General features: G+C 67.2%; 23 protein-coding genes. 14 read left to right on the top strand and 9 right to left on the bottom strand.

Annotation, left to right across the window (positions count from 1 at the left end; all coding sequences use genetic code 11):
* The first annotated feature begins 143 nt into the window (after window positions 1–143).
* Complete coding sequence (locus V3B46_RS01825; RefSeq protein WP_049422814.1) at window positions 144–593, top strand: MgtC/SapB family protein; 450 nt, start codon at window positions 144–146, stop codon at window positions 591–593.
* A 70-nt stretch (window positions 594–663) separates the two neighbouring features.
* Here the strand turns inward: V3B46_RS01825 and V3B46_RS01820 are convergent, their stop codons facing one another.
* A complete protein-coding gene (locus V3B46_RS01820; RefSeq protein ID WP_164171689.1) occupies window positions 664–1,056 on the bottom strand; it encodes a hypothetical protein in 393 nt (130 codons plus the stop codon).
* 239 nt (window positions 1,057–1,295) lie between these two features.
* Between V3B46_RS01820 and lldP the strand changes: the two genes are divergently transcribed.
* The 6 genes from lldP (at window position 1,296) to V3B46_RS01790 (ending at window position 8,320) form a co-directional block, all read left to right on the top strand.
* Window positions 1,296–2,954, top strand: coding sequence for an L-lactate permease (lldP, locus tag V3B46_RS01815; protein ID WP_329890972.1), 1,659 nt, complete (start codon window positions 1,296–1,298; stop codon window positions 2,952–2,954).
* 51 nt (window positions 2,955–3,005) lie between these two features.
* Window positions 3,006–3,770 (top strand): transcriptional regulator LldR, encoded by a 765-nt coding sequence (gene lldR / locus V3B46_RS01810; RefSeq protein ID WP_329890971.1) that lies wholly within the window; start codon window positions 3,006–3,008, stop codon window positions 3,768–3,770.
* 4 nt (window positions 3,771–3,774) lie between these two features.
* Window positions 3,775–4,914, top strand: coding sequence for an FMN-dependent L-lactate dehydrogenase LldD (lldD, locus tag V3B46_RS01805; protein ID WP_329890970.1), 1,140 nt, complete (start codon window positions 3,775–3,777; stop codon window positions 4,912–4,914).
* Complete coding sequence (gene dld, locus V3B46_RS01800; protein WP_329890969.1) at window positions 4,911–6,617, top strand: D-lactate dehydrogenase; 1,707 nt, start codon at window positions 4,911–4,913, stop codon at window positions 6,615–6,617. The genes lldD and dld overlap by 4 nt, the downstream gene beginning before the upstream one ends.
* A 92-nt stretch (window positions 6,618–6,709) precedes the next feature.
* The gene (locus tag V3B46_RS01795; protein ID WP_164171687.1) at window positions 6,710–7,318 is read left to right on the top strand and encodes an SMI1/KNR4 family protein; all 609 of its coding nucleotides are present in this window, start codon (window positions 6,710–6,712) and stop codon (window positions 7,316–7,318) included.
* Window positions 7,319–7,435: 117 nt separating this feature from the next.
* On the top strand, window positions 7,436–8,320 hold the full coding sequence (locus V3B46_RS01790; RefSeq protein WP_329890968.1) for a hypothetical protein: 885 nt from the start codon (window positions 7,436–7,438) through the stop codon (window positions 8,318–8,320).
* A 99-nt stretch (window positions 8,321–8,419) separates the two neighbouring features.
* Here V3B46_RS01790 and V3B46_RS01785 read toward each other — a convergent pair whose 3' ends face one another.
* The gene (locus V3B46_RS01785; protein WP_329890967.1) at window positions 8,420–8,716 is read right to left on the bottom strand and encodes an I78 family peptidase inhibitor; all 297 of its coding nucleotides are present in this window, start codon (window positions 8,714–8,716) and stop codon (window positions 8,420–8,422) included.
* A gap of 171 nt (window positions 8,717–8,887) precedes the next feature.
* On the opposite strand from V3B46_RS01785, the gene V3B46_RS01780 reads away from it, so the two are divergent.
* Together V3B46_RS01780 and V3B46_RS01775 are read left to right on the top strand one after the other, a co-directional pair.
* Entirely contained in the window at window positions 8,888–9,544 is a 657-nt protein-coding gene (locus V3B46_RS01780; RefSeq protein WP_329890966.1) for a decarboxylase, read from the top strand.
* Between the two features lie 68 nt (window positions 9,545–9,612).
* Window positions 9,613–10,389 carry a CDP-diacylglycerol diphosphatase gene (locus V3B46_RS01775; RefSeq protein WP_329890965.1) on the top strand — a complete coding sequence of 259 codons (777 nt, stop codon included), beginning with the start codon at window positions 9,613–9,615 and terminating at the stop codon, window positions 10,387–10,389.
* Here V3B46_RS01775 and V3B46_RS01770 read toward each other — a convergent pair.
* Window positions 10,386–10,985, bottom strand: a complete 600-nt coding sequence (locus V3B46_RS01770; protein WP_329890964.1) for a GNAT family N-acetyltransferase — start codon at window positions 10,983–10,985, stop codon at window positions 10,386–10,388. The two genes, V3B46_RS01775 and V3B46_RS01770, sit on opposite strands and share 4 nt — an antisense overlap.
* A 220-nt stretch (window positions 10,986–11,205) precedes the next feature.
* On the opposite strand from V3B46_RS01770, the gene V3B46_RS01765 reads away from it, so the two are divergent.
* On the top strand, window positions 11,206–13,932 hold the full coding sequence (locus V3B46_RS01765; protein WP_329890963.1) for a TonB-dependent receptor plug domain-containing protein: 2,727 nt from the start codon (window positions 11,206–11,208) through the stop codon (window positions 13,930–13,932).
* A gap of 80 nt (window positions 13,933–14,012) precedes the next feature.
* On the opposite strand, the gene V3B46_RS01760 is transcribed toward V3B46_RS01765, so the two are convergent.
* Entirely contained in the window at window positions 14,013–14,654 is a 642-nt protein-coding gene (locus V3B46_RS01760; RefSeq protein WP_329890962.1) for a hypothetical protein, read from the bottom strand.
* 183 nt (window positions 14,655–14,837) lie between these two features.
* Here V3B46_RS01760 and V3B46_RS01755 point away from each other — a divergent pair, with 183 nt between their 5' ends.
* Window positions 14,838–15,998 carry an amidohydrolase family protein gene (locus V3B46_RS01755; protein ID WP_329890961.1) on the top strand — a complete coding sequence of 387 codons (1,161 nt, stop codon included), beginning with the start codon at window positions 14,838–14,840 and terminating at the stop codon, window positions 15,996–15,998.
* Window positions 15,999–16,047: 49 nt separating this feature from the next.
* Here the strand turns inward: V3B46_RS01755 and V3B46_RS01750 are convergent, their stop codons facing one another.
* Entirely contained in the window at window positions 16,048–16,485 is a 438-nt protein-coding gene (locus V3B46_RS01750; protein WP_164171683.1) for a DUF3806 domain-containing protein, read from the bottom strand.
* A gap of 131 nt (window positions 16,486–16,616) precedes the next feature.
* On the bottom strand, window positions 16,617–17,498 hold the full coding sequence (locus V3B46_RS01745) for a LysR substrate-binding domain-containing protein (protein ID WP_329890960.1): 882 nt from the start codon (window positions 17,496–17,498) through the stop codon (window positions 16,617–16,619).
* A gap of 122 nt (window positions 17,499–17,620) precedes the next feature.
* Between V3B46_RS01745 and V3B46_RS01740 the strand changes: the two genes are divergently transcribed.
* A complete protein-coding gene (locus tag V3B46_RS01740) occupies window positions 17,621–18,322 on the top strand; it encodes an ankyrin repeat domain-containing protein (protein WP_262084362.1) in 702 nt (233 codons plus the stop codon).
* A gap of 51 nt (window positions 18,323–18,373) precedes the next feature.
* Window positions 18,374–19,831 (top strand): amidohydrolase family protein, encoded by a 1,458-nt coding sequence (locus tag V3B46_RS01735; protein ID WP_329890959.1) that lies wholly within the window; start codon window positions 18,374–18,376, stop codon window positions 19,829–19,831.
* Window positions 19,832–19,920: 89 nt separating this feature from the next.
* Here V3B46_RS01735 and V3B46_RS01730 read toward each other — a convergent pair whose 3' ends face one another.
* On the bottom strand, window positions 19,921–20,850 hold the full coding sequence (locus V3B46_RS01730) for a LysR family transcriptional regulator (RefSeq protein WP_329890958.1): 930 nt from the start codon (window positions 20,848–20,850) through the stop codon (window positions 19,921–19,923).
* A gap of 93 nt (window positions 20,851–20,943) precedes the next feature.
* Between V3B46_RS01730 and V3B46_RS01725 the strand changes: the two genes are divergently transcribed.
* A complete protein-coding gene (locus V3B46_RS01725) occupies window positions 20,944–22,137 on the top strand; it encodes an MFS transporter (RefSeq protein WP_329890957.1) in 1,194 nt (397 codons plus the stop codon).
* Between the two features lie 726 nt (window positions 22,138–22,863).
* Here the strand turns inward: V3B46_RS01725 and V3B46_RS01720 are convergent.
* Both V3B46_RS01720 and V3B46_RS01715 read right to left on the bottom strand, forming a co-directional pair.
* Entirely contained in the window at window positions 22,864–23,517 is a 654-nt protein-coding gene (locus V3B46_RS01720; protein ID WP_154352766.1) for a response regulator, read from the bottom strand.
* Window positions 23,510–26,539 (bottom strand): sensor histidine kinase, encoded by a 3,030-nt coding sequence (locus V3B46_RS01715; protein WP_329890956.1) that lies wholly within the window; start codon window positions 26,537–26,539, stop codon window positions 23,510–23,512. The genes V3B46_RS01720 and V3B46_RS01715 overlap by 8 nt, the downstream gene beginning before the upstream one ends.
* Window positions 26,540–26,607: the final 68 nt, after the last annotated feature.

Genomic DNA, 26,607 nt, shown 5'->3' with positions numbered 1-26,607 from the left:
GTGCACGACGGGCACGCGTGGCGATGGCCAGTAGATCCAGGCCGTGCGTGGATGAGCGCATGCGGTGAAGAGGGCGTGTCATCGTCTTCACCGCCATCCCACGGCTGCCGAGCAACGCTCCGGGAAACACCCGGAGCCTGCCCATGGAACTCACCCAGGATGTCTCGATCCTGCTGCGCGTGGCCGCAGCAATGCTGTTCGGCGGCGTGCTCGGCGTCGAGCGCGAGATGGGCAAGCACGCCGCTGGCCTGCGTACGCACATGCTGATCGCAGGGGCCGCCGCGTTGATCGTCGGCCTTGGCGACTCGGTGGCCGAGCATTTCCAGCAGGAGCGTTACCGCGACCTGCTGCAGGTTGATCCGGTACGCCTGATCGAAGCGGTGGTGGCCTGTGTCGGCTTCGTTGCCGCTGGCACCATCCTGCGCGGGTCACGCGAGGATCAGGTCAGCGGCTTGACCACGGCCAGCTCGCTGATCATGGCGGCGGCCATCGGGATTGCGGTGGGGATCAGCAAGTACGTGATCGCGATCGGGGTGAGCGTGCTGTGCGTGCTGGTGCTGGCGGTGATGCGGCGGTTGGAGAAGAAGATCTGAGGCGTTGAGGGAGTGGGAGCAGAGTCCCTTTGGGGGATCTGACCGTGATGCCAAGGCAGAGTTGAAGCAGTCAGGTCTGCTGCGGAATGTTGCGCTGCAGGATGGCCAGTGCTCTGGCCAGCATCTGGTCAGGAACATCCGTCGTAGCGCCGTACAGATCTGCGATTCCCACTTCAACGCACGAACAGATCAGGTCGTTCAACTCCTCGTGCTTGTCCGTGGCGATCTGCCCCAACAGAGATGGCGGCAATAGATCACCTCGACCCGCGATCTGAAGCTCTGAACCTGCCTGATCCCAGGCTGGCAGGGCCATGGTTTCGCCCGAATCCGGATATGCACGCAGGTGGGCGATGAGCGCATCCAGGTCTGGATGATTGAGAAGGTTCGCTTCAGCGTAGCCGGCCAGGCAGTCAGCTGCCTGTTGCTGCATGGACTGCAGGTCGCGGGTGGGGGCGAGTGTCATTCGTGTACCAGAGATGGGGCAGGATCCAGTGTGGTGCATGCGCGCCACTGTCTCAATTGCCTTAATGGTCATACCAATAATTCCCTCTAGCCCTATGGTCTAATAGGCTCTTCGCGCAATCGGCGGTTCAATCTGCGTCCAGCGGCTCCGTAAATCCATTAGTGGTACGACCAATAATGCTGGAGCCCACGATCACCCACCCCCTGCGGTGTTGAACCCGCCCCCAGTCGAGAGTCTTCATGCAGCCCTGGCAACACCTGTACGACCCCGCCGGCAACCTGTGGTTGTCCAGCCTGATCGCGCTGCTGCCGATCGCGTTCTTCTTCGTCGCCCTGGCCGTGCTGCGCATGAAGGGCTGGCTGGCCGGCACGATCACCGTGGCCATCGCGCTTGGCGTGGCCCTGTTGTTCTACCGCATGCCGTTGAGCCAGGCGCTGGGTGCGGCCGGCTTCGGCTTCGTCTACGGCCTGTGGCCGATCGCCTGGATCATCATCGGCGCGGTTTTCCTCTACAAGGTCTCGGTCAAGACCGGTCAGTTCGACATCATCCGCGCTTCGATCCTGTCGGTGACCGAAGACCAGCGTCTGCAGATGCTGATGGTCGGCTTCGCCTTCGGCGCCTTCCTGGAGGGCGCGGCCGGTTTCGGTGCGCCGGTGGCGATCACCGCGGCGCTGCTGGTCGGGCTGGGCTTCAAGCCGCTGTATGCCGCCGGCCTGTGCCTGATCGTCAACACCGCGCCGGTGGCGTTCGGTGCAATGGGTATTCCGATCATCGTGGCCGGGCAGGTCACTGGCCTGGATGCATTCGAGATCGGCCAGATGGCCGGCCGCCAGCTGCCGTTCCTGACCATCATCGTGCTGTTCTGGATCATGGCGATCATGGATGGCTGGCGCGGCATCAAGGAAACCTGGCCGGCGGTGCTGGTGGCCGGTGGCTCGTTCGCCATCGCGCAGTACCTGACCTCCAACTTCATTGGCCCGGAACTGCCCGACATCACCGCCTCACTGGCATCGCTGGTCTGCCTGACCCTGTTCCTGCGCCGTTGGAAGCCGGTGCGGATCTTCCACTTCGACACCGAAACCAGCGCCGAGGCCGCTGCACAGGCACTGGAAGCGCCACGCTACAGCGTCGGCCAGGTCGCCAAGGCATGGTCGCCGTTCCTGATCCTCACCGCGATGGTCACGCTGTGGAGCATCAAACCGTTCAAGTCGCTGTTCGCGGCGGGCGGCCCGCTGGAAAGCTGGGTGCTGAAGATCCCGGTGCCGGGCCTGGACCAGATGGTGCAGAAGATGCCGCCGATCGTGGATGCACCGCTCAGCTACGAGGCGATCTACAAGTTCGACTGGTTCTCGGCCACCGGTACCTCGATCATCCTCGCCGCGGTGATCGCGATCGTCGCGCTGCGCATGCCGGCCCGTTCTGCGCTGCAGACCTTCGGTGAGACCGTGCGTGAGCTGCGCATGCCGATCTACTCGATCGGCATGGTGCTCGCCTTCGCCTTCATCGCCAATTACTCGGGCCTTTCGGCGACGCTGGCACTGGCACTGGCGCACACCGGTGATGCGTTCCCGTTCTTCTCGCCGTTCCTGGGCTGGCTGGGCGTGTTCCTGACCGGCTCGGACACCTCGTCCAACGCCTTGTTCTCGGCGCTGCAGGCGACTACCGCGCAGCAGATCGGCGTGTCCGACGTGCTGCTGGTGGCAGCCAACACCACTGGTGGCGTTACCGGCAAGATGATTTCGCCGCAGTCGATCGCCATTGCCTGCGCCGCGGTCGGCCTGGCCGGCAAGGAATCGGACCTGTTCCGTTTCACGGTCAAGCACAGCCTGATCTTCACCACGATGGTCGGGCTGATCACCCTGGCCCAGGCCTACTGGCTGACCTGGATGATTCCCTGAGCCATGCGGTGTGGCCTGACCCTCTTACGCGCTTCGGGCCACAATGGCGCCATGAGCACGCAACGTATTTCGAACAAGGTGGCCGCGCAGCTGCGCGGCCTGGTGCAGGAACAGCGGCTGCAGCCGGGTGATCGGCTGCCGGCCGAACGCACCCTGGCGGTGCAGCTGGGGGTCTCGCGAACGGCGTTGCGCGAGGCCATCGCGCAGTTGGCCAGCCAGGGCCTGCTGACCGCACGGGTCGGTGGCGGCACCTACGTGGCCGAACCCGCGGCGCGCGCGCGGCAGGCGCTGGATGAACCGCTGGCGCCGTACCTGCCTCTGTTCCAGGGCGACCCGGAATACCGCTTCGACGTGCTGGAGATCCGCCACGCGCTGGAAGGTGCCACCGCCTGGCATGCAGCGTTGCGTGCCACCGACGAGGACCGCACGCGCATTGCGCAGGCCTTCCAGACCATGATGGACGCGCACGGCAAGGATGACCCCACCGGCGAAGCCGAGGCCGACGCCGCCTTCCACCTGTCCATCGCCGAGGCCTCGCATAACCTGGTGCTGCTGCAGGTGATGCGCGGCCTGTTCGAGCTGCTGCAGACCAATATTTCGCAGAGCCGCGAGAAGCTCTATACCTCGGCGAGGACCTTCTCGCCGCTGTCCGACCAGCACCGCGAGATGATGGATGCGGTGCTGGCAGGCGACCCCGAACGCGCGCGCGCCGCCGCGCATGCCCACCTCGAGTTCGTGCACACCACGCTGCGCACCCTCGATGACAACGAAGCCCGGCGTGCGCGGGCCTCGCGTCTACCTTCCCCACACGGTTGACCCCATGATCATCTCCGCCTCCACCGATTACCGTGCCGCAGCGCAACGCCGGCTGCCGCCGTTCCTGTTCCACTATATCGATGGCGGCGCGTATGCCGAGCACACGCTGAAGCGCAACGTTTCCGACCTGTCCGACATCGCGCTGCGCCAGCGCATCCTGCGCAACATGTCCGACCTGAGCCTGGAAACCGAGCTGTTCGGCGAAAGGCTGGCAATGCCGGTGGCGCTGGCACCGGTCGGCCTGACCGGCATGTATGCCCGGCGCGGTGAGGTACAGGCGGCGCGCGCGGCCGACAGCCGCGGTATCCCGTTCACCCTGTCCACCGTATCGGTGTGCCCGATCGAGGAAGTGGCACCGGCCATCCAGCGGCCGATGTGGTTCCAGCTGTACGTGCTGCGCGACCGTGGCTTCATGCGCAATGCGCTGGAGCGGGCGCAGGCCGCGGGCGTGACCACCCTGGTGTTCACCGTGGACATGCCGGTACCGGGCGCGCGCTACCGCGATGCACACTCCGGCATGAGCGGCCCGAACGCCCCGCTGCGCCGCATCGGCCAGGCCATCACCCATCCGCGCTGGGCGTGGGACGTGGGCCTGTTCGGCCGCCCGCATGATCTGGGCAACATCTCCACCTATCGCGGCAACCCGACTGGGCTGGAGGATTACATCGGCTGGCTGGGCAGCAACTTCGATCCCTCCATTTCGTGGAAGGACCTGGAGTGGATCCGCGAATTCTGGAAGGGCCCGATGGTGATCAAGGGCATCCTTGATCCGGATGACGCGCGTGATGCGGTGAAATTCGGCGCCGATGGCCTCGTGGTCTCCAATCACGGTGGCCGCCAGCTCGACGGCGTGCTGTCCACCGCACGCGCACTGCCGGCGATTGCCGACGCGGTACAGGGCGATCTGAAGATCCTCGCCGATTCGGGCATCCGCACTGGCCTGGACGTGGTGCGCATGCTGGCGCTGGGTGCCGATACCGTGCTGCTGGGCCGTGCCTTCGTCTATGCACTTGCAGCGCAGGGCGATGCTGGCGTGGCCAACCTGCTGGACCTGATTGCCAGGGAAATGCGCGTGGCGATGACACTGACCGGTGCGCGCCGCATCGCCGACATCGGCCGCGATTCGCTGGTCAGCCTGCCATGAGCACCTACGATGCCGTGCTGGCGCAGCTGCGCGAGGCGGTTGGCCGCCGCCACGTACTGACCGGCGACAAGGCCACCCGCCGCTTCCGCCGCGGCTACCGCTTCGGCGATGGTCCGGTGCTGGCCGTGGTGCGACCGGGCACGCTGCTGGAACTGTGGCGGGTGCTGCAGGCAGCGGTGCAGGGCGGGGCGGCGATCATCCTGCAGGCGGCCAACACCGGCCTGACCGGCGGTTCCACCCCGGACGGCGACGACTACGGCCGTCCGATCGTGCTGGTCAGCACGCTGCGCCTGACCGGCATCCAGCTGTTGAACGAGGGCCGCCAGGTGCTGTGCCTGCCCGGCGCCACGCTGGACCGGCTGGAGCAGACGCTGGCGCCGCTGGGCCGCGAGCCGCATTCGGTGATCGGCTCCTCCTGCATCGGCGCCTCGGTGCTCGGCGGCATCTGCAACAACTCCGGCGGCGCGCTGGTGCGCCGTGGCCCGGCCTACACCGAGCTGGCGCTGTATGCGCAGGTCGATGCGCAGGGCCGGTTGCAGCTGGTCAACCATCTGGGCATCGCGCTGGGCGATACGCCCGAGCAGATCCTGCAACGCCTGCAGGCCGGTGACTACACGGCCGCCGACGTGGGCGATGGCGATGGCCGCGCTGCGTCCGATCCACGCTACGCCGACGAAGTGCGCCGGATCGATGCCGATACGCCGGCGCGCTTCAATGCTGATCCCAGCCGCCACTACGAGGCTGCCGGTTCGGCCGGCAAGCTGGCGGTGTTCGCGGTGCGCCTGGACACCTTCGAGAAGGAGGCTGCCGAGGTCTTCTATATCGGCAGCAACCGCACCGACAGCCTCACCGCGATCCGGCGCCAGCTGCTGACCGGATTCGAGCGCCTGCCGATTGCCGGTGAGTACATCCACCGCGATGCCTATGACATCGGCGAGCGCTACGGCAAGGACAGCTTCCTGTTGATCGACCGCCTCGGCACTTCGCGTGTGCCGGCCGCGTTCGCATTGAAGAGCCGGGTTGATGGCTGGTTCGAGCGGCTGGGCCTGCGCGGGGTGACCGACCGGGTGATGCAGGTGCTGACCGGCCTGCTGCCCTCGCACCTGCCCAAGCGCATGGGCGAGTTCCGCCAGCGCTACGAGCATCATCTGCTGCTGAAGGTCTCCGCGCAGGACGCAGCGGACACCGAGGCCTGGTTGCGCGGCTTCTTCGCCGACCATGAGGGCGGTTACTTCCACTGCACGGCCGATGAGGGGCGCAAGGCGTTCCTGCATCGCTTCGCGGTGGCCGGTGCCGCAGTGCGCTACCGCGAGGTGCATCGCGACCAGGTGCAGGACATCGTGGCCTTGGACATCGCGCTGCGCCGGGATGACGCTGACTGGTTCGAGCAGCTGCCCGCCGATATCGACGGCCGCCTGCTGCACAAGCTGTACTACGGCCACTTCCTCTGCCATGTGTTCCACCAGGACTACATCGCACGCAAGGGTGAAGACCCGATGGCGATCGAGCATGCGATGTGGGCATTGCTGGACCAGCGCGGTGCGGAGTACCCGGCCGAGCACAACGTCGGCCACCTGTACCCGGCCAAGCCGGCGCTGGCCGGGTTCTACAGGCAGCTGGACCCGAGCAATACCTTCAATCCCGGTATTGGCCAGACGTCGAAGGCGAAAGGGTGGGGTGGCTGCGACTGTAGTGGGCACTAGCGGCGAACTCTCCGAAAATTCGGATTTCTTGCATTCCGCACTGATCGGGTTGGCACTAGGCTGAGGTCTTGGTTGAGACGGATACAGAATCAATGCAGGGTGCAGATCAGATATGGGCGTCCATCAAAGCGTCGCTTCACGAGAAGGGTTGTCTGGATGAAGTGCAGTTGCGGCCGGGAGCCTCCGAAAGCGAGTTGGTTGAACTGGAAGTTCAGCTTGGAGTCGCTTTGCCAGATCTGCTAAAGCAGCTGCTGATGATTCACGACGGGCAGGATGGGGCCGGGCTTCTGTTCGGCACTCAGATGCTCTCGTCCAAGGAGATCGGGCGGCAGTGGCAGGGTTGGCGTGAGATCGAGGCCGACGGCATGAACGAGGACTGCGCGGAGTTCATGAAGTCCAGTCCTGCGGGGGTGGTGAAGCCGATGTATACCAATGCGCGTTGGATACCGCTGACTCACGATGGTGGCGGCAATCACATGGGATTGGATTTCGACCCCGACATTGGCGGTACTGAAGGACAGATGATTGCCTTTGGTGCGGATGAAGGCACCAAGTACCTTCTCGCTCTCACTTTCGCTGACTTCGCTGAAAAGGCTGTGGAGTGGATCACTCAGGCAAGCTGGGATGGTGAGAATCTCGAGTCGCCAACTGATGACGGCTTCGCTCCCCCGGCCATTCTCCGGACTGCTGGCGGGGCGTAGTTGGGAGCGTCGTTCTGACAGGTAGTGTGTCGCTTGGGTTCCGGTTGACCGGGCTGGCCGCGATCGTTCCGTTACTCCTGCGCTACCATCTGGATTCCACGAGTAGGAATCTCCTCCATGCCCCTCATCGTTGCCCGCACGATCCTGTGCGCCGCACTGCTGGCAACCCCGGTGCTGGCGTTGGCCCAGGGCTCGATCCTGCCGCAGCAGCGTGACGCCGCCGGCAATGTGATGGAGCCGTTGGGGCAGGTGCTGATCGCCAATGAGACGGGGCCGGTGGGGCTCTACGAGTGCACGCGGGACGGCAACTGGTGCGTGCGCGTGCAGCCGGTTGCCGAGGATGGTGACCGGCCGACCGTGCTGGAAGTGCTTGAGAAGGGGCCGGGCCAGGGCAAGCCACACACCTACCACGTCAGCATCGACGTGCCGCAGGAAAGCGAGCTGTCGCTGTGGCCGTGGATCGTGCGGCTGGCACCTGGCGTGGGTAGCGATGAACCGGTGACCGACCCGCAGCAGCGCGACCGCCAGAACGTGCTGGTGGGCGGCATCGTCTCGTTCAGCAGCATGTATTCCGGCGGCGGTGCCGATGCATCCACGTTGCAGCTGGCACGCGTGCGCCACCTGCAGGACGACATCCAGGTGGACGACGACGTGTTGACCGTGCCATGGCTGGGCAATGCGATGATCCGCGCGTGTTTCAGCGAACAGGACATCAAGCAGCGCGCAGGTGCCTGCCATGACGAATACAGCTTCTCGGCGAAGCTGGCGCTGGATACGGTCGCCGAGGGCATGCCGGTGCTGCGCTACCAGACCGTGGCGACCCGGTTTCCGGCCGGTGTTTCGCGCTTCGGGGATTCGCTGGCCAAGGGGCCGTTGAAGAAGCAGGACCTGCGCACCGAGCAGGACCCGGCGTGCACCTACACGCGGCTGTTCCGCTTCAACGATGGGGTGTTCCACCCCGACCAGGCGCTGCCGGACTGTGCCGGCTATACCGAACCCTGAACCCTGTAGAGCCGAGCCCACGCTCGGCTGGCTTTCCGTGCGGCCTGACCGGAGAGCAGCCGAGCGTGGGCTCGGCTCTACAGAAACCTGCTGCCGCGCTTACTCGCAGCGGGTGGCGGTGATGATGTTGTCCTTGTCCACTAACACGCGCAGGCGGTCCGGGCGGATGTCCTTGGTGGTGATGGTGCTGGGGCCGATCGGGTTGACCAGGCCGGCACCGCTCTCGCGGGACAGGCGGCGGATGTTGGGCTCGTTGGCTGGCTGGCCGATTGCCCAGCCCAGCTGGCTGGCGTCGCAGCGGCCACTGCCTTTGACTTCCGGGCCAGGGGTGCTGACGCAGGCCGACAGCAGCAGGGCGGAGGCCGGCAGCAACAGGGACAGACGGAATGCAGACATGCGAGCGCTCCTGCGCAGGGGACGATGGCGGGAACGATAGCACCGAGCGTGCGAAAGGCGTCAGCGCCCCGGTCATTGCCGGCACAGCGTGGTCATTGCATAGTGGGAGGAATAGCTGGCAGTACGCCAGCGGGCGGGCCGGGCCTTTCCGGCGCAGGTGTTGGATACGGTATGACGGCAGGCAGTTTCCGCGGCAAGCACAAGACAATGACGGCCCTGATGTTGTCGTTGCTGGGCGTGGCGTTCGCCGCCTCCGCTGCCGATCCGGAACCCGAGCAGGTCCAATCCCCGGTATTCGGCGCCTGGCGCAACCTGCAGACCGAATCCGGCTACGCGCCTGCGCAGCGCAACCTGGCCTTTGCCATGCTGCCGCAGGCGGCCACCCGCGGTGACCGTTTCGCCATTCTTGACCGCGAAGGCAAGCGCACGGTGTGCTGCCTGCAGGTGGCCAGCCCCTCGCTGGGCGTGGCCGCGCTGCGCGAGCAGTACCACCTGCCGCAGGCCTGGGTGACCGACCTGAGCAATGGCCGCAGCCCCGCACGTCCCTATGTGCCGCACGTCTATGCGATGCAGCGGGTGGACGAGCTGGCCGACTACAGCTTCGCCGATGTACCTGGCGCCTACAGCGACCTGGGCGGACTGCTGATTCCGGAAGGTGCCGCGCTGGAGGCCGACGGCGGCGCCGTGCGCCTGGGGGACACCCGCTACCCGCTGCATTTCCAGCGCCAGCCGCACGCCGATGACGATGGGGCGCTGGACCGCTACAGCCTTCAGGCCGGCGAGGGCGTGGCACCGATCGTGGTCGAAGTGCCGTTCGGCACCTACTGATTGCAGCATTGCACTGGCTAGAATGCAGCGCGGCGCTGTCTGCCGTGCCTGCTCCGTGAGTCGTTGCCGTGTTCCTGCGCCCCTTCCTGCTGCCGTCCCTGCTGCTGTTGTCCGCGTGTGCCAGCGCGCCACCGCCGCCGGCCCATTCCGATGCATTGTGGCGGTTGATCGAGCGTGACTGCCGGGGTGCCGAAGGCCCGCGTGGCGATTGCCTGCGGGTGGAGACGGCAGCAGACCGGCGCGATGTGCTGGTCAAGGACGCGCACGGCGACTACCAGTTCCTGCTGATGCCGCTGGACAAGGTCAGCGGCATCGAGAGCCGCAGCCTGTACCAGCGTGGTGCACCGAACTACTTCGCTGCAGCCTGGCAGGCGCGCAGCCACACCGAACATGCCTTGCGGCAACCGCTGCCGCGCAATGTCGCCAGCCTCGCGTTGAACTCGCCGTACGGCCGCTCGCAGCACCAGCTGCATATTCACGTGGATTGCCTGCGTGCCGACGTGCTGCAGGCGCTGGACACGCATGCTGCCGCCCTGGGCAGCCAGTGGACACCGCTGCCGGTGCTGCTGCGCGGCCATCAGTACCAGGCACGGCTGCTGCCGGGCGCGGAACTGACCGCCAATCCGCTCAATCTGCTGGCCTACGACCTCGCAGGCGTGGACGACGTCGGCCGGTGGAGCCTGGTCGTGGCGGGCCGGGACGCAGTGCAGGGCGGCCCGGGCTTCATCCTGCTGGCCACCCGCGTGGACGCCGGCACCGGCAACGAGGCCAGCGCCGAAGAGCTGCAGGACCACGCCTGCTCGGTGCTGACCGGTGCCGGCAACGCGCTGGAGCGGGTGCGCTAGTCCAGCACGCTGTGCTTGCTCCGCCACATGGGTGCGGTCAGTGCCAGCAACTGGCGATCCTGCCAGCCATCCAGATCCAGATGATGGTCGCGCAGCAGGCCTTCCTGCTCGAAGCCGAAGGCCCGCAGCGCGGTGGCGAACGGATCACTGCAGTCCGGTGGCAGCATCACGAACAGGCGATGCAGACCGACGTCCTCGAACAGGAAAGGACACAGCGCCTGCAGCGCCGCGTCGGCGTGCGGGTGCCAATGCTGCAGCGACAGCAGTTCGGCGCTGCGCGCATGTAGTGATTGCAGCCGTACGTGCAGCTGGTCCAGTACGTTGCCGTGCTCGTCATCGAACACCCCCAGCAGCAGCTGGTCGTTGTCCTGTTCCAGGCGTGAGCGATGCATGTGGGCGAGGAAGCGCGCTTCCTCATCGATGACGGACGGATCGCGGCGGCCGCGCCGACGGCGGTCATCGAACAGGCGCCAGCGTGGCAGATCGGTGCGTTGGAACGGGCGCAGGGTGACCGGTGCCACCTGCAGTTGCAGCAGATGGCGGCGCAGCACCGGGCGCAGCGGGGGAAGGGGGGAGGTCGGGTACGGGGTCATCATCCCAGCAACGATGGCCGTGCCCGCAGCGCCAGACCATTCAAAACATTGCAAAAACGCTGTGATTGTCCCTGACGGGTCTGATTCGGTTCAGGCATAAGGCCATCAGGCCTGGTCATTTCCGTTGAAACCCCCCATTCAGGACACTTTCGTTACGGGATCGTTATGCGCCGTACAGGCCGCTGCCCCCGTACCACCACCCGCCCAACTTCCCAGGAAGCCCATGTCCGCCTCCCACAAGGCGCTGCGCCCGCGTCCGCTGGTGCTCGCACTGTCGTCCCTGATGCTGGTCTCGCTGCCGGCCTTCGCGCAGGAAAGCGCACCCACCACATTGCAGGAAGTGAAGGTCACCGGCTCGCGCATTCCGCGCGCCAGTGTCGAGGGCCCGTCGCCGGTGACGGTGATCAGCCGCGAGCAGATCGATGCGCAGGGTTACCGCAACGCCTTCGATGCGTTGAGCGCGTTGACCGAAAACACCGGTAACGTGCAGGGCGAGGACTTCGGCAATACCTTCACCCCGGCCGCCAATACCATCAACCTGCGCGGGCTGGGCCCGAACCGCACGCTGGTGCTGGTCAACGGCCGCCGCCAGGCCGACTATCCGCTGGCCTACGAGGGCTCGGTGAACGTGGTCAACCTGGCCAACATTCCCAGCGCGCTGATCGAGCGTATCGAGGTGCTGGCCGCTGGCGCATCGGCGGTATACGGCTCCGATGCCATCGCCGGCGTGGTCAACATCATCCTCAAGGACCGCTTTGAGGGCGTGGATGTGAATGTGCGCGCCGGTGGCACCCAGCAGGGCGGTGGCGACAACCAGCGCGCGCAGGTGGTCGGCGGCAGTTCCGGCGAGCGTTGGGACGCGCTGTTCGGCTTCGAGTTCGATGTGCGCAAGGCGATCCACGCGCGCCAGCGCGACTTCATGGATTCGCTGGACGATGATCCGGCCGGCAAGGCACCGCAGGCGACCGCGATCGCCTATCGCCGCAATGCCGCCACCGGCCGCAACATCGATCCGGGCGTCAATGGCTGCGACGGGGCGTCTGACATCTATGGCGGCAGCGTGTTCCGCGCCAACAACCCGCGGCAGGGTTGGTACTGCGGCAGCAACGAGGCCGCGGCAAGCTACTGGACCGTGCAGACCCAGAAGCGCAACCTCAACGGTTATGGCCTGCTGACCTTCCACGTCAACGAGGCCACTGACCTGTTCGCCGATGTCGCCGTGGGCAGCGCGCGGATCTACAACAACACGCGTGCGCCGACCTGGACCTCGGCCCGCAACTACTTCTACAACCAGACCACCGGCAACCTGGAGAGCTGGTACCGCCGCTTCGCGCCGGAGGAAATCGGCGGCCTGCCGCGCAATGCCAACCGCTTCCTGGAAAACTCGTGGTCGTTCAACGTCGGCGCACGTGGCCAGATCGGCGACAGCGGCTGGGACTATGAGGCGGTCTACAGCCGCTCGCGTTACGAGAACCGCACCCGCCGCCCGGTGCTGCTGGCCGGCATCAACGAATACCTGCTCGGCCCGAAGCTGGGTGTGCGCAACGGCGTTGAGGTCTATGCGCCGGACCCGGCGCGCCTGTTCCAGCCGTTGACCCCGAACGAATACGAGGGGCTGTCCGACTACCAGGAAAGCCGTAACGCGGCATGGCTGCAGACCTTCAGCGCCAGCGTCAATGGCCGCCTGTTCGCGCTGCCTGGGGGCGATGCGGCGTTGGCAGCGGTGGTCGAGGCCGGCAGCCAGGGCTATCGCAACCGACCGGACCCGCGCCTGGGCAGCGGCGAGTTCTGGAACACCAGTGCAGGCGTCGGCGCCGGTGGCGAGCGTGACCGCTACGCTGCAGGTGTGGAGCTGCAATTGCCGCTGCTGCAGTCGCTGACCACCACCTTGGCCGGTCGCTATGACCAGTACCGTGCCGGTGGCGAGCATATCGGCAAGGCCACCTGGAGTTTCGGCGTCGAGTTCCGTCCGATCGAGAGCCTGCTGATCCGTGGTACGGCGGCGACCAGCTTCCGTGCGCCGGACATGAACTACGTGTTTGCCACCGAAACCCGCGGCTACAACCCGGGCATGACCGATTACTGGCGCTGCCGCACTGCGGGCCAGTCGTACGACAACTGCGACTACAACGGCCTGTCGATCGACTACAGCAACCGTGCCAACGCACAGCTGCAGCCGGAGTCTGCGAAGTCGTATGGCTTCGGCGTGGTCTGGTCGCCGCTGTCCGGGCTGGATTTCAGTGCCGACTACTACGACATCCGCATCGACAACGAGGTGACCAGCCTCGACACCAGCCGCATCCTGCGTGACGAGGCCGATTGCCGCCTGGGCCGCACGCTGGGCGGCGAAGCACGCGACATCGGTTCGCCATTGTGCCAGGACGCGCTGTCGCGGGTGATCCGCAATCCGTCCACTGCCACGGTGCAGCCGGACCAGGTGACCCGCGTGCTGATCAACCCGATCAACGCGGCCTCCGAATCGGTGCGTGGCCTGGACCTGAAGGGCAACTGGCGCTTCGATGCCGGCCGCTATGGCCGCTTCACCACGCGCCTGGCCTATACCGTGGTGCTGGAGCACACGTACCGCCAGTTCTCCGATGATCCGGAGCGTGACATCCGCAATTCGCTGGATGACTACCAGTGGCGCAGCAAGGCCAACGGCAGCATCACCTGGAACCAGGGTGACTGGACCACCACGCTGTATGGCAACCGCTTCGGTTCGCTGCCGAAGACCGATGGCAGTGGCCGCATCGCGCCGTACATGACCTACAACGCCAGTGTGTTCCGCCAGTTCGGCGAGAATCTGTCGGTGGGTGTGATCGTCAACAACCTGCGTGACAGCCGCCCGCCGGCGGACAGGAACGGAGGTGGCTGGCCGTTCTATCCGGTCGGCAACTATGACCCGTATGGCCGCCAGTACTGGCTGCAGCTGGACTACCGGTTCCGCTGATCCGGCACGCAAGCAGAAGGCCCGGCACTGCCGGGCCTTCAGTTGTCTCGATGTGCGGTTCTGCTGCGCCCGCTCGGCGCCTAGGGCAGCGCCTGCTGCAGGTAAGACTCGATGACGTAGCTGAAAGGCTGCTGCTGGCGGTCGCGCAGCAGGGCGCGCACTTCCAGGATCACGCCGTGATCGCCTTCGCCCCGCGGCGGCCAGAACGTCTGGTCAGCCAGGGTCTGGCGCTGGAAACCGAGCGGGCCGACCACGCGACCGAACGGCTCATCGGTGCTGTCCAGTACCTGGTTCATGGCCGGGCTGAGGTGGCCGGGCAGGTACCAGTTGTCCGCCTCGGACAGCACGCGGCTGCCACAGACCAGCTGCACGCGGCGATAGCGCAGGTCGGTGCCCGGCTTCGCGCCCAGTGCCTGCAGCACGTCGGCGGGGGCCGGCTTGTCCTGGCCGTGTATGCGCACGGCGTGCACCCGCGCCTGTTCGGCCAGGCCATGCTCGGCGCACCAGTGTTCCAGCGTAGCGGTGGCGCTCTGTCCGGACAGCACACGCTGGTGCAGGCGCTCGACCAGTGCAGCCGGGGCGATGCGCTGCTGGCCCGGCGGCGACTGCAGCGGCGCAGCGGCCGCAGCATCAGTGGCGGACAGGCTGGCGATCGGGGCGGCGGCAAGCAGGGACGCGGCCTGCCAGCGGCGGAGACGATCGTGGCGGTCGGACGGGCCCATGCGGCATCACAGCGGAAACAGGCACCCATGTTACCCGTTCAGGGGTGTGCACGGCGTGGCTGCGACCGGTTGTCGCAGGGGGAGTCATCGTTCTGGTGAATGTATGCCATCCAGATATTTCGTTGGCCGATGGCTGCGGGGAGGCGCACGATGGCGCCATTCTTGGCTTTCCGGGAGTTCCCGATGACCCTCCAATTCGTCCATGGCGGTGTCGACCGCGACGGCGCGCCGCTGCATTTCCATATCCGTGATGGCTGCATCAGCGGACTCAATGGCGAGGCCGCGCCGGCCGACGGGGCGGAATGCGTCGACCTGCAGGGGTTCGCGGTGCTGCCCGGGCTGGTCGACGGCCACATCCACCTGGACAAAAGCTTCGTCGGTGACCGTTGGCACCCGCATCAGCCGGTGAACAGCCTGCGTGAGCGGCTGGCGGTGGAAAAGGCGGCGGTGGCGGCTGCGGCACCGATGGTGGACCGTGCCGAGGCGCTGATCCGCCAGTGCAGCGGCTTCGGCACCGTGGCAATGCGCTGCCATGTCGATATCGATGGCAGCACCGGCCTGCGCCACCTGGAAGCGGTACGCGAGGCAGCGTTGCGCTGTGCCGACATCATGCGCATCCAGCTGGTGGCGTTCCCGCAGGCCGGGGTGATGTCCTGCCCGGGTACTGCCGCCGTACTGGAGCAGGCGCTTGCTGCGGGCGTGGAAGTGCTGGGCGGCATCGACCCGACCACGCTCGATGGCGATGCCGAGGGCCAATTGGCACTGCTGTTCGGCCTGGCCGAGCGCTATGGCGTGCAGCTGGACATCCACCTGCATGAGGCCGGCGAAACCGGCTTGGCCCAGTTGCTGCGCATCGCTGCGCGTACCCGGGCCGCCGGCCTGCAGGGGCGTGTTGCGGTCAGCCATGCCTATGCGCTGGGCGACGTGCCGCTGGCGCGCGCACTGCAGGTGGGCGAGGCATTGGCCACGGCGGGTGTGGCGATCATGAGCAACGCGCCGGGCGATCATCCATTCCCGCCGCTGCGCGCGCTGCATGATGCCGGCGTGCGCGTGTTTGCCGGGAACGACAACATCCGGGACTGCTGGTGGCCGTATGGCAACGGCGACCTGCTGCAACGTGCGATGCTGCTGGGCTACCGCTCCGGCTTCCATACCGATGCCGACCTGATGCTGGCGCTGGACATGGTGACCAACCATGCCGCACAGGTGATCGGGCTGCCACAGTACGGCCTTGCAGAAGGACATCCGGCCACCTTCGTGGCGGTGCGTGCCGACCACGGCCCGGCCGCCGTGGCCGGGGTGCCGGTGGAGCGCCGCGTCGTGGTCGACGGCCGCTGGCTGTAGATTCATGCCGCGCAACCCCGTGTAGTGCCGAGCCATGCTCGGCGGCCTTTCAGACGTAATCGTCGGCACGGGTGGCGACGAATTCCTCAAGCCACGCCAGCAGGTGGGCGATGTCGATGATCTCGCCCTGCTCGACGCGCTTGAGCAGCAGCGTGCTGGCGCCGATCTGCAGGCTGCTGTCGGCATAGCGCAGTACCGCGTCGATGCCCCAGGCATCGGTGACCTGCATCCAGGCCAGGCCCGGCACGCGCTGGGCCAGGGTGTCACCGAACGCCACGCCCAGCGCTTCCCAGCCATCGCAGTCGTCGCGGTCGATCAGCCCGGCATCGACCACGCGCTGCAGCGTGGTGGCCGCCAGCGGCCATTGCACCGGCAGGGTGGGAAAGCCAGCGGCCACGCGCGCGGCGATCAGCGAACGCTGGTGCTGCAGATGCGTCTGCAGTGCATCGGGCAGGGGATCGAAGCGGGTGGGGATTTCATCGGACATGGCGAAGCGCCGTGGGGCACGGAAACAACAGGTACTCTACGAGGCGATGTTGCCCGCCGTGCGGCCGGATTGACCAAGTTTCGATGCTTGATGCGCGAAAGGCATCCACCCATGCCGTGGATCTACCGTAGTCAGTCCGGTTCGCGCTGTACCTGGCGCCACAGCTCGCTGGCCAGTGCGCGCACGGCATCGTCGGCGTCGGCACGATGCAGCAGGCCGATCTCGTAATTGTCGATCACCGGGAGGTCGCGTTCGCCATCGATGATGCGGTGCTCACGCATGACCGCGCGGCGCGGCAGCAGGCTGATGCCGATGCCGTCGGCCACCGCGCCCTGGATGCCACTCAGCGACGAACTGGTGAAGGCGATGCGCCAGCGCAGGCCCAGCGCCTCCACGGCGTGGATTATCTCGTCACGGTACAGCCCGCGCGGCGGGAAGGTGACCAGCGGCAGCGGGACCAGCTGCAGGCAGCTGCTGCGCAGGCTGTCGATCCAGTGCATCGGCTCGCGCCGGCAATGCACTGCCTGGCGGCTGTTGCGGCGTTGCTTGACCAGCACCAGGTCCAGCTCGCCGTGGTCGAAGCCGTGCGCCAGGTCACGGCTGAGGCCGCTGCTGATCTCCAGCTTCACCTGCGGGTGGCGACGGCTGAAGGCGGCCAGCATGCGCGTGGTCTGCGCGTTGACGAAATCCTCGGGCACGCCGATGCGGACGGCGGTTTCCACGGTGGCGCCCGCCAGCGCCTGCGCCATTTCCTCGTTCAGGTCGAGCATGCGCCGCGCGTAGCCAAGGAGGGTGTGGCCGGCGTCGGTGGGGTGCACGTCGCGGTGGCCGCGCTCGAGCAGGCGATGCCCGGCCAGCGCCTCCAGCCGGCGCACCTTCTGGCTGACCGTGGACTGGGTCGAATGCAGGCGCGTTGCCGCCGTGGTGAAGCTGCCGCAGTCGGCCACCATCACCAGCGCCCGCAGCAGGTCCAGTTCGAACAGGGTTCTATTCGATTTGGCACTGTCTTGCATTTGAACATTTCACTTCTGGATACCCAGGCCGACTTCTACCATGCGGGGCAGGGGCCGGCAATGTCCGGCCGTTGCTACCGTCACGCGGTGATCCGTGCTGATGGACAGGAGGAGACACCGTCATGCGCTTCCATCGTTCGCTTCGCTGGCCCACGCCGTTTGCGCGCGTGCTGCTGTTGTTCCTGCTGGCCATGGTCACCCCCGCCTGTACGGCCACGTCCCGGGCCGATGCGGATGCGCGCCTGCGTGATGCTGCCAGCCGCGGCGATGCCGAGGCGGTGCGCGGGGCGCTGGAAGACGGCGCCGATCTGGAGGCGCGCGACGGCCAGGGCCGCACCGCGCTGCTGCTGGCCACGCACGGCAACAACGTGGATGCCGCGCGTGAGCTGATCGAAGCCGGCGCCGACGTCAATGCCAAGGATGCGTTGCAGGACAGCGCCTACCTGTACGCCGGTGCGCGCGGCCTGGACGAGATCCTGGCGATGACGCTGGCGCACGGCGCCGATCTGCGCAGCACCAACCGCTACGGCGGCACCGCCTTGATTCCCGCCGCCGAGCGTGGCCACGTTGCCACCGTGCGCACGCTGCTGCGCGCGGGCGTGGCTGTGGACCATGTCAATCGGCTGCACTGGACCGCGCTGCTGGAAGCGATCCTGCTCGGCGATGGCGGCGCGCGCCACGTGCAGATCGTGCAGCTGCTGCTGGAGGCTGGTGCCGACCCGGAGCTGGCCGACGGCGATGGCGTAACGCCGCTGGCACACGCGCGCCAGCGCGGCTATACCGGAATTGAAACCCTGCTGCGCCAGCACGGCGCGGTGCGCTGAACCGCAACCCCTTCCACCCGCACGCTGGGCGTGCCCATCAGGATGCTGTCCATGTTCCGTTCCCGTCCGTTGTCCCTTGCCATCCTTCTCGCGGTGACCCCGTTGTCGGCCTCCGCCGCCGAGCGCGCCGACCTGCTGATCCGCAATGCCACCGTGGTCGATGTCGAGCACGCCAACACCCTGGCCGGGCAGAGCGTGGTGATCCGTGGCGAGGACATCGTCGCCGTCGGCCCGGACGCGCAGCTGCGCAGCCAGTGGAGTACGGCCCGCCAGATCGATGCCAAGGGCAAGTACCTGATTCCGGGCCTGTGGGACATGCATGTGCACTTTGGTGGTGGCCCGGCGCTGATCGAAGAGAACAAGGCGCTGCTGCCGCTGTACATCGCGCACGGCATCACCACGGTGCGCGATTGCTCCGGTGATCTTCCCGAACAGGTGCTGCAATGGCGCGGTGAGATCGCCAAGGGCACGCTGTTCGGCCCGCGCCTGCTCAGCTCCGGCGCGAAGATCGAAGGCATCAAGCCGGTCTGGAAAGGCACGATCGAGGTGGGCAGCGAGGCCGACGTCGACCAGGCGATCACCCGCCTGCAGCACGACAAGGTCGATTTCGTGAAGATCACCGACAGCACGTTGAAGCCGGAATTGTTCCTGTACTCGGCCAGTGCCGCGCGCAAGGCCGGCTTCAAGGCGTCGGGCCACATTCCGATGGCGCTGACCGTGGAGCAGGCGGTCGATGCAGGCCTGGCCTCGATCGAGCATCTGGACTACGCATTCAAGGCCGGCAGCAAGGACGAAGCGCAGATCGCCGCCGACTTTGGTGCCGGCCGCATCGACCGCGCCGAAGCCAACCGGCGCCTCGACGCCAGCTTCGACCGCGATACCGCGATGCATGCCTACCGCGATTTCGCAAAGCGCGGCGTATTCGTGACCCCGACCCTCAACGGTGGCCGCATCCTCGACTTCCTCGACCAGGATGACCACGCCAACGATCCGTACCTGGCCTACATCGGCCCGGGCCTGCGCGCGACCTACCAGTGGCGCGTCGACCGTGCCGCCAAGGCAACGCCAGCGCAGATCGAAGCGCGCCACGCGCAGTACCACCAGGTGGCGGCGGTGCTGCCGATGCTGCAGGAGGCGGGGGTGACGATCATCGCCGGCACGGACGCAGGCTTCCTCAATTCGTTCAACTTCCCGGGCATCGCCCTGCACCAGGAGCTGCAGCTGTTCGTGAAGGAGGGCCTGAGCGCACCGCAGGCGCTGTCGGCCGCGACCCGTTCCGGCCCGGCCTGGTTCGGCCAGATGGACCGCTACGGTGGTGTCGCGCAGGGCAAGGCCGCCGATCTGGTGCTGTTGACCGCCAACCCGCTGCGGGACATTGCGGCGACCGAGAAGATCGACAGCGTGATTCTGCGTGGCACCGTGTATGACCGTGCAGCGCTGGACAAGATGCTCGCCGACACCAAGGCCAAGGTCGCAGCGTGGAATGCCGAGGCGGCCAAGGCCAACTGATTGCGGGGCGGGGCAGAATCCACGCATGGCGTGGATCTACCCGTACCATCAGTAGATCCACGCCATGCGTGGATGATGCGGCCGATGACCTAACGCGGCGCCGGCCGCATTCCATGCAATTGCGGCAGCGCGGCCTTCATCGCATCGATGAAGGCGCGCAGCCGCGGCGGCTGCTGGCGCGCGGCGGGAAATACCACGTGTACCGGCAGTGCCGGTGCCTGCCAGTCCGGCAGCAACTGCACCAGCCGCCCGTGTGCGATGTCCTCGGCCACCAGCCAGGCCGAGACCACCGCTGCGCCCAGCCCGGCACGTGCAGCCTGCTGTACCACGAACAGGTTGTCGCTGAGCAGGCGCGGGCTGATCGACAGCGTATGCGCGCGCCCCTGTGCGTCATGCAGCAGCAGGCGTTCGCGATAGTAGGTGACCAGTGAGATCCACGGCAGTGCCTGCGCCTGCTCCGGTGTGCTGATCGCGGTGGTCTGCACCAGTGTGGGCGCAGCCACGACGATGCGCGGTACTTCGGCAAGCGGCAGCGCGACCATGCGCGGTTCGTCGACTGGGCCCACCCGCACCGCGCAGTCGATGCCTTCTGCGATGAAGTCCGGGCGCCGATCTTCCAGGATCCACTCCAGGCTCAGCTGCGGGTGCTGGGCGAGGAACGACAGCATGGTCGGCAGCAGCTGTGCCTGGCCGAAGGCATGCGGCACCATCACCCGCAGGCGTCCGCGCAGTGTCTCCGGCTCGCCGTGCAGTTCGGCCTGCAGCGACTCCCATTCGTCGACCACGCGCTGCGCATGACGCTGGCAGCGCAGGCCATCCTCGGTCAACTGCAGGCCGTGGGTGGAGCGCTGCAGCAGGCGCAGGCCTAGCTGCCGCTCCAGGGCCTGAAGGCGGCGGCTGACTGTCGGCTGGGTGGTGCCCAGCTGCACGGCCGCGGCAGACAGGCTGCCGGCATCGACGATGCGCAGGAAGGTACGCAGCAGATCAAGGCGATCGGCGCCGGTGGCGAGGGCATTCATGCGTATGGCGTATGAAGGATATGCAATGAAGACTACTACAGACGCTTGGCGAATACCGGCAGGATACGCCCACTTCTTCCACCGGACGCTCCCATGTCTACCCCTTCGCTATCCGTCGCCGCCGCACCCGCGACCGCACCCTCCACCCCGCTGGTGCTGGCAATGGCGGCCGGCGCTGGCTTTTCGGTCGCTTCGCTCTATTACAGCCAGCCGATGCTGGGACTGATCGCCCGGGACCTCGGCGCCGGTGAGCGCGCCGCCGGCCTGGTACCGACCTTGACCCAGCTCGGCTATGCACTTGGCATCCTGCTGCTGGCGCCGCTGGGCGACCGCTTCGACCGCCGCAACCTGATCCTGTTGAAGTCCGCGTTGCTGGCGCTGGCATTGGGCGCTGCAGCGATGGCTGGGCACCTGCCTGGGCTACTGATGGCCAGCCTGCTGGTCGGGCTGATGGCCACGCTGGCACAGGACATCGTGCCGGCCGCTGCGGTGCTGGCGCCGGATGCACAGCGCGGCCAGATCGTCGGCCGAGTGATGACCGGCCTTCTGCTCGGCATCCTGTTGTCGCGCGTAGTCAGTGGCGTAGTGGCCGAGGCGTGGAGCTGGCGCACGCAGTTCCTGCTGGCCGCGATATCGGTGGCGGCGATGGGTGCGGTGATGGCGCGTGCGTTGCCGCGCTTCGCACCGACCAGCACGCTGCGCTATCCGGCGTTGATGGGTTCGTTGTTGGCGTTGTGGCGCGAGCAGCCGCAGTTGCGCCGCGCGGTAGCCAGCCAGTCGTTGCTGGCGGTCGGCTTCAGTGCGTTCTGGTCGACGCTGGCGCTGATGCTGCATGCACGTCTGGACCTGGGTAGTGCGGCGGCGGGTGCGTTCGGTATTGCGGGTGCGGCCGGTGCACTGGCCGCACCGTTTGCGGGTCGATTCGCCGATCGCTTGGGTTGCCACGCAGTGGCGCGGCTGGCGATCGCGGTGGCGCTGCTGGGCTTCGGCCTGCTGCTGACCGAGTCCTGGCTGCCGGCCGCTGCACTGCTGCCGCTGCTGGTGGTGAGTGCGCTGCTGTTGGACTTCGGCTTCCAGTCGGCGCTGGTGGCGCACCAGACGCTGGTCTACGGCCTGGTGCCGCCGGCACGCAGCCGGCTCAATGCGTTGCTGTTCACGGGCATGTTCGTCGGCATGGCCGCCGGTGGTGCGCTGGGCAGCCTGGCGCTGGCGCAGTGGGGTTGGAACGGCGTGGCCTGGCTGGCGGTGGTGTGCGCGGGTGGCAGCCTGCTGCTGCGTTTGAGGTAAGGATGGTGTTCGGCAGGGCTTGCAGCCCAGCACCTGCTGGAGGCAACAGCTACAGCAACAGCAACGGCGGGGTTCCTGTAGGTAGGCGGGGTGGGTCCGGTTGCGGGGGCGTGAGCGTGGGTCCGGTTGCGGGGGCGTGAGCGCCATGGCTGGCGCGACCGAGCCTCCATGGACGGATTCACGGCGTCCCCCGCAACCGGACCCACCCCGCCTTCGACAATTTTCCGCGACCTGTCGGAACGGCGTACTGCCTTGGTGGGTGTCGACCTTGGTCGACACGGTAGATCCACGCCGTGCGTGGATGATTCATTCGATGCCTGACAGAAAGAACGTGTCGACCAAGGTCGACACCTACCAACAGCCATCGGAATCTGTCAGAGGTGGGGCGGTGTCGCAGTGGGGGTGTCAGCCGCATGGGCCCGAGGCATGCCTCGGGCGGGTTGGGCAGGACGCCCAACCCCGGTCTTGCCGTGTGCACGGGACTGCGCACACGAGCAAGCGGCGACCGAGCTTACATGGGTGAGGAAGCTTTGCTTGCGAAGCACTGCTTCGCAAGCGCCCGAACGCACAGCCACCAGCGGCTGGGCCGGCCCCCGGAGGGGGACTTGTGCCGTCCCCGCACTCCGATACCGTCCCGCCATCCAGGAAAAGCCCGCTTCTGCTGTTGAGGTTGCCGGCCAGCGGCCGGCACTACCGCGGGTGCCGGGTGTAACCCGGCCGCCCCCCCTAATCGTGACCGCTGTCGTCCAGACTGATGATCCCGCGCCGCAGCGCCTGGGTCACCGCATGCGTGCGATCACCCACGCCGAGCTTGTCCATCAGGCTCTTCATGTGCGCCTTCACCGTCTGCTCGGAAATCTGCATGCGCTCGCCGATGCGCTTGTTCGACAGGCCGCCGGCCACATGCCTCAGTACCTCGGTTTCGCGCGGCGACAACCGGTCTTCCACCACATGCGCGGCGATGCTGGCCGCCACCGCCGGAGGAATCGGCGCGCGGCGGCCGCCAGCGACCATGCGGATTGTATCGACCAGCTCATGGCGCAGCATGTCCTTCAGCAGATAGGCGCTGGCGCCGGCCTGCAGCGCCCTCACCGCACGTACATCACCGCGGTAGGTGGTCAGCACGATGATGCGCGCGCGCGGGTCCATCGCGCGGATCCGCACGATCGCTTCGACGCCATCCAGCCGTGGCATCTGCAGGTCCATCAGCACCACGTCAGGCTGCAGCCGCTGGTAGCAGGCGATGGCTTCCTCGCCATCGGCGGCTTCGCCGAGCAGGCGCAGATCAGGTTGTGCGCCCAGCAGCGCCGCCAGGCCGTCACGCAGCAGCGGGTGGTCGTCGACCACCAGTACGCCGATCGGGGTGGGGGACTCAGTCATGGCTTGCTTTACTCCAGGGCCAGCGCCAGCGCGATGGGCGGCGGTGATACATGCGCCGGGCTGGAATAGCCAGCGCGACTTCGGTCCCCAGTCCGGCGCGGGTCCACAGCTGTAGTTCCGCACCGAGGCGCTGCGCGCGCTCACGCATGCCCTGCAGCCCCCAATGACCATGGCCGGCATTGTCGTCGGCGATGCCGACGCCATCGTCGCGCACGTGCAGCAGGAAGCACCGCGTGCCGTAGGACAGCTCCACTTCGATGGCACTGGCGTTGGCATGACGCAACGCATTGCGGATCGCCTCACGCCCGATCAGGAACACTTCTTCGGCCGCGTCGGCCTGCAGCGGTGGCGTTGCACCTTCCACGGTCAGGCGCAGTGGGTTGGTGCCGTGCCCGGCGTACTCGGCGTGCACATCGGCCAGTGCCGAAGCGAGGTCGCGGCCAGCGAACGGTCCCTCACGCAGGGCATTGACCCGCTCGCGGCCCTCGGCCAGGTTGCGCTCGGCCAGTTGCATCGCCGATTCCAGCTGGCCGCGTACAGGCTCCGGGGTGTGGGGTGACTGGCTGATCGCGTGCAGGCGCAGGATCAGGCCCTGGCTGCCCTGCAGCAGGGTGTCGTGCAGGTCGCGTGCGATGCGTTCGCGTTCGCCATTGCGTTCCTGCAGGCGCGCGCGGAACAGTGCGGCCAGCTGCCCGCTGCGGATGCGCACCGCCATCACCAGCAGCGCGAGAATCGCGGCCGCACACAGCAGCTTGAACCACACCGTCTGCATGAAGGTGGGGGCGATGCGGAAGCTGCGACTGGCCGGTGCAGTGCTCCAGATGCCGTCTTCGTTGGCGGCTTCCACCTCGAACCGATAATTGCCCGGGGCGAGGTTGGTGTAGTACGCCCGCGTGCTGCTGCCGGCATCCTGCCACCCATCGTCGACGCCGGAGAGGCGATAGCGGTAGCGGTTGCGCTCCGGGCGCGCCAGCGACAGTGCCACGTAATCGATCTGCAATTGGCTGGTGCCGGCCGGAAGGCGCAGGCCATCGCGCAGTGGCTCGTGCTCACTGCCATACAGCACTTCGCCGATGCGCACGCTGGGCGCCGTGGTGTTGACGTGCGAGCGGGTGGTGTCCAGCCAGGCCAGGCCCTGGTTGGTGGCCAGCCACAGCAGTCCGTCATCTGCCAGCGTGGCGGTGGCGATCGGTCCGCTCTGCAGGGCGATGCCCGGCATGCCATCCACCGCATCGAACAGGCGTGGCGTCACCGGCTGCCCGGTACGCAGCGCCCGTCGCAGCTGATCGCTCCCCAGCCGGACCAGGCCGCGGCTGCCATTGAACCAGAGGTGTCCGTTCGGATCGGCCACCATGCCGGTGATGCCTTCCAGTATGCCGGCCATGTCGGTGCGCACCGGAACGAAACGACCGTTGCCAACGCGCGCAGCCAGACCGGCTTCGCCGGCGACCAGCAGCAGGTCCTGGTGATGCAGCATTGCGGTGATCGGCCCCACCGACAGGCCCTGGCTGGCATCGAAGCTCTCGATGTGGCCCGCGCTCATCCGGCGCAGGCGGCCGTCGGCATAGCCGAGCAGCAGCTGGCCATGGACATCCCGCGCCAGCGATGAGCAGGCCTGCTCGGGCAGGCGGACCTCGCGCTGCCATTGGCCATGCAGATAGTGCAGTACGCCGCGCTCACCCGTGCACACCCAGGCCTGCGCGTCGTCGGAAAACAGCAGGGCGTGCAGCGGTTGCCCAGTGAACGGGGCCGGCAGCGGGATCAACGAGGTATGGCCGGCGACCGTGCGCGCAAGATTGACCCAGTCGAACTGCCAGATCGGCGTGGGTGCCTGGCGCGCGGCGGCCTGCAGCTGCGGGGCACTGCCATCCAGCAGAGTGCGCCGCAGATCGTAGGGTTTGAGGTCTTCGCCATAGCCATACACGCGGCCATCGCTGGCCCGCACCAGCGAGCGGTAGGGATCACTCGGGCCCACTGCCAGGGTGTGCACGCTGCGTGCGCGGAAGCGGTTGAGGCCGAGATTGGTGCCGACCCAGAGATTGCCTTCGCGGTCGGCGATGATCGGCACCGCCGAGGTGGCGGTCAGCCCGTGCGGCGAATCGAAACGCTCCATGCGCACGGCGCGGCTTCCGTCGAAGGTGATGCGGGCGACGCCGCCGTGCGGGCTCATCGTGGCCCAAAGCGCGCCATCGGCAGTGAACTGCAGGCGCGCAGCAACCAGTTCCGGAAGACGCCGCGCTTCTCGTTCGCTGGCCGCCAACAGGCCCTGCGCGTTGGCCAGGGGTGAGGTGCCGCGCACCCGGTCGGCCAGCCACACTTCACCCTGCGGGCTTTCGGCCAGCGTTGCCATCTGCGAGACCGCGATGCCCGTGTCCTCGAACGTGGTCTGGCCGGCCGCACGCATCCAGATCTTCAGGTCGGCCAGTACCCAGAACCTGCCCCGGCTGTCGTGCAGCACCCACTGCACACGGCGCTCGGGCAGGCCGGCAGCGGCCGGCAGTGGCTGCCAGCGCTGTCCATCAAAGCGGCGCAGCCCGCCATTGATTGCCGCCCACAGCTGGCCCTGGCGATCCTGGCTGAAGCGTGGGACCACGCCGACCGGCACCCCCTGCTCGCGGCCGTAGTTGTGCAGCCTCCCCTGTGCGAACTGGCTGATGCCGGCCTGGAAGTAGCCGATCCACAGGGCACCGTCGGCGGCATGCGCCAGCGTGACCATGTTGGTGGACGGGAACTGGCTGCCGACGGACGCTGCCTGCCGTTCGAAGCGACGGCCATCGAAGCGGTACAGGCCCGAGCCGGTGGCCAGCCACAGCAGGCCGTCGCGGTCCTGGGTGATGTCCCAGATATCGCCGGGTGCACCCTGGCCGACCCGCCACGCGGTGTGCTCGTAACCGGGCAGCCCGCCGCTCACCGGCGGGCGCTGCACGGCAAAAGCGGGCAGGGCGGTCAACAGCAGCAGGCACGTCAGCAGCGTCGGCAGGCGACGCAGGAACGGGAAAGGGCGGCCACGCATGGCGCGCATTCTGGCAGGTGCGGGGCAGTCCGGGGTGACCCGAACGGGGTAGGCGGTGGCCGCCGCGGTCGGCTATC

It is taken from the genome of Stenotrophomonas sp. SMYL11 (genome assembly GCF_036320005.1).
GTDB classification, from domain to species: Bacteria; Pseudomonadota; Gammaproteobacteria; order Xanthomonadales; family Xanthomonadaceae; genus Stenotrophomonas; species Stenotrophomonas maltophilia_A.
The sequence above is the reverse complement of the archived record's forward strand: the minus strand, read 5'-3'. Positions and strand labels throughout refer to the sequence as shown.

Bases quoted from the DNA above. Each gene is read 5' to 3' on its own strand.
- V3B46_RS01760 (WP_329890962.1), bottom strand. From the start codon at position 14,654: ATGGGCCCGTCCGACCGCCACGATCGTCTCCGCCGCTGGCAGGCCGCG.
- V3B46_RS01715 (WP_329890956.1), bottom strand. From the start codon at position 26,539: ATGCGCGCCATGCGTGGCCGCCCTTTCCCGTTCCTGCGTCGCCTGCCG.
- V3B46_RS01795 (WP_164171687.1), top strand. From the start codon at position 6,710: ATGCAGGGTGCAGATCAGATATGGGCGTCCATCAAAGCGTCGCTTCAC.
- V3B46_RS01765 (WP_329890963.1), top strand. From the start codon at position 11,206: ATGTCCGCCTCCCACAAGGCGCTGCGCCCGCGTCCGCTGGTGCTCGCA.
- V3B46_RS01780 (WP_329890966.1), top strand. From the start codon at position 8,888: ATGACGGCAGGCAGTTTCCGCGGCAAGCACAAGACAATGACGGCCCTG.
- V3B46_RS01785 (WP_329890967.1), bottom strand. From the start codon at position 8,716: ATGTCTGCATTCCGTCTGTCCCTGTTGCTGCCGGCCTCCGCCCTGCTG.
- lldD (WP_329890970.1), top strand. From the start codon at position 3,775: ATGATCATCTCCGCCTCCACCGATTACCGTGCCGCAGCGCAACGCCGG.
- V3B46_RS01735 (WP_329890959.1), top strand. From the start codon at position 18,374: ATGTTCCGTTCCCGTCCGTTGTCCCTTGCCATCCTTCTCGCGGTGACC.
- V3B46_RS01730 (WP_329890958.1), bottom strand. From the start codon at position 20,850: ATGAATGCCCTCGCCACCGGCGCCGATCGCCTTGATCTGCTGCGTACC.
- V3B46_RS01720 (WP_154352766.1), bottom strand. From the start codon at position 23,517: ATGACTGAGTCCCCCACCCCGATCGGCGTACTGGTGGTCGACGACCAC.
- lldP (WP_329890972.1), top strand. From the start codon at position 1,296: ATGCAGCCCTGGCAACACCTGTACGACCCCGCCGGCAACCTGTGGTTG.
- V3B46_RS01745 (WP_329890960.1), bottom strand. From the start codon at position 17,498: ATGCAAGACAGTGCCAAATCGAATAGAACCCTGTTCGAACTGGACCTG.
- V3B46_RS01740 (WP_262084362.1), top strand. From the start codon at position 17,621: ATGCGCTTCCATCGTTCGCTTCGCTGGCCCACGCCGTTTGCGCGCGTG.
- V3B46_RS01755 (WP_329890961.1), top strand. From the start codon at position 14,838: ATGACCCTCCAATTCGTCCATGGCGGTGTCGACCGCGACGGCGCGCCG.
- dld (WP_329890969.1), top strand. From the start codon at position 4,911: ATGAGCACCTACGATGCCGTGCTGGCGCAGCTGCGCGAGGCGGTTGGC.
- V3B46_RS01820 (WP_164171689.1), bottom strand. From the start codon at position 1,056: ATGACACTCGCCCCCACCCGCGACCTGCAGTCCATGCAGCAACAGGCA.
- lldR (WP_329890971.1), top strand. From the start codon at position 3,006: ATGAGCACGCAACGTATTTCGAACAAGGTGGCCGCGCAGCTGCGCGGC.
- V3B46_RS01725 (WP_329890957.1), top strand. From the start codon at position 20,944: ATGTCTACCCCTTCGCTATCCGTCGCCGCCGCACCCGCGACCGCACCC.
- V3B46_RS01825 (WP_049422814.1), top strand. From the start codon at position 144: ATGGAACTCACCCAGGATGTCTCGATCCTGCTGCGCGTGGCCGCAGCA.
- V3B46_RS01750 (WP_164171683.1), bottom strand. From the start codon at position 16,485: ATGTCCGATGAAATCCCCACCCGCTTCGATCCCCTGCCCGATGCACTG.
- V3B46_RS01770 (WP_329890964.1), bottom strand. From the start codon at position 10,985: ATGATGACCCCGTACCCGACCTCCCCCCTTCCCCCGCTGCGCCCGGTG.
- V3B46_RS01790 (WP_329890968.1), top strand. From the start codon at position 7,436: ATGCCCCTCATCGTTGCCCGCACGATCCTGTGCGCCGCACTGCTGGCA.